Here is a 1,639-nt window from a genome sequence, read left to right on the forward strand (position 1 = left end):
GAATAATTTTGTTATAGAAGGGATGGAGATTTAAATGGCTCAAATTGTTGGTATTGATATATACCTTTGTACTGGGGCTTTAATCTATATGCGTGAGGGCCTTTCCCTAAGTCTTGTTAGGAAGTAAGGAACAGCAAGCACTTATACAATATGAATAGAGGAGAGGAATGCCTTATGAAAATACGTAGTCAAATTACATGTGCAAAGTCTGGAAGTTCCCTGTTATATACAACACCAACCTCAATTGTAAAAGCAGAGCCCACTCAAAATGTATCTAGTTCGTTACAAACAAATACGCAACGAGATCATACTTCCGTCAAGCAAGCAATGCGGGATACATTGCAACTTGGATACCCAGGGATACTTGCTAAAACTTCTGAGGGTGGAAAAACGTGGGGGTATGCCGCTGGAATAGCGGATCTGAGAACCAAGAAACCAATGAAAACAGATTTTCGCTTTCGCATTGGGAGTGTGACGAAGACGTTCACCGCAACAGTTGTACTTCAATTAGCTGGAGAGAATCGCCTGAAGCTAAACGACTACATCGAAGACTGGTTGCCTGGTGTCATTCAAGGAAATGGATATGATGGTAACAAGATTACTATCCGGCACATATTGAACCATACAAGTGGTATCGCTGAATACTCAAGGTCAAAAGACGCTGATTTTACGGATACAAAAAAATCGTATACGGCTGAAGAGTTAGTGAAGATGGGGATTTCTCTTCCCCCAGACTTTGCTCCAGGAAAGGGCTGGTCTTATTCAAACACAGGATACGTATTACTGGGTATCCTTATTGAAAAAGTAACTGGAAACAGCTATGCGGAAGAGGTTGAAAATCGAATTATTGAACCGCTTGAATTGTCGAATACATTCCTACCAGGCAACTCAAGTGTTATTCCAGGCACTAACCATGCCCGTGGATATGTCCAACCAGACGGAGCAAGTGAGCTAAAAGACGTTACTTATTATAACCCAAGTGCAGCTAGCTCTGCTGGAGATATGGTTTCTACTGCTGACGACTTAAACAAATTCTTCTCTTGCTTGCTCGGTGGCAAATTACTGAAAGAACAGCAACTAAAACAAATGCTTACTACAGTTCCTACAGGAAAAGAAGGAATCGATGGATATGGTCTTGGAATCTATGAAACTAAGCTGCCAAGCGGTGTCTCGATATGGGGACACTCAGGTGGCATTCTAGGGTTTACAACTCTAGTTGGAGGTACACTTGGAGGCAATCATACGTTGGTCGTCAATTGGAATAGTTTGGGTAGAACTGGCAGTCCTAATCCTTTTAAAAATATTTTACTTGCTGAATTTAGCAAGTAGGAAAAAAGGAAAAATTTATCGTAGTTTTCATAGTTGAAAATGTACTTTTCTGGTTCAAAAGCCCCAACTTATTTTCAAGAAAACTTTGGGGCTTTTTTTGTTTTGGTGGCGTTTATTCTTAAGTTGATGGATGTGTGGTGCTACCCCATCGCTATCAAGCTAAGCCCGTGTAACGTCAATGATAAGCAAGATTGTTTCTTTTTTCGAAAGTCTATACGTAGATGCTTTAAAGATTTGCATACGAAATAAACCCTAACGGGTTTCACTTTTTTGAATTAAGCGGCTTGATTATCAGACATGGTACAATTGT

The 1,639-nt window shown here is 40.3% G+C and carries 1 protein-coding gene; it reads left to right on the plus strand.

What is annotated here, in order from left to right:
* Positions 1–174: 174 nt before the first annotated feature.
* Positions 175–1,329, plus strand: a complete 1,155-nt coding sequence (locus DN403_RS30725) for a serine hydrolase domain-containing protein (RefSeq protein ID WP_149186125.1) — start codon at positions 175–177, stop codon at positions 1,327–1,329.
* The last annotated feature ends 310 nt before the right edge of the window (positions 1,330–1,639 follow it).

It is taken from the genome of Bacillus sp. AY2-1 (assembly GCF_008368965.1).
Taxonomy (GTDB): domain Bacteria; phylum Bacillota; class Bacilli; order Bacillales; family Bacillaceae_G; genus Bacillus_A; species Bacillus_A thuringiensis_S.

Coding starts and splice junctions, on each gene's coding strand:
- DN403_RS30725 (WP_149186125.1), top strand. CDS start 175: ATGAAAATACGTAGTCAAATTACATGTGCAAAGTCTGGAAGTTCCCTG.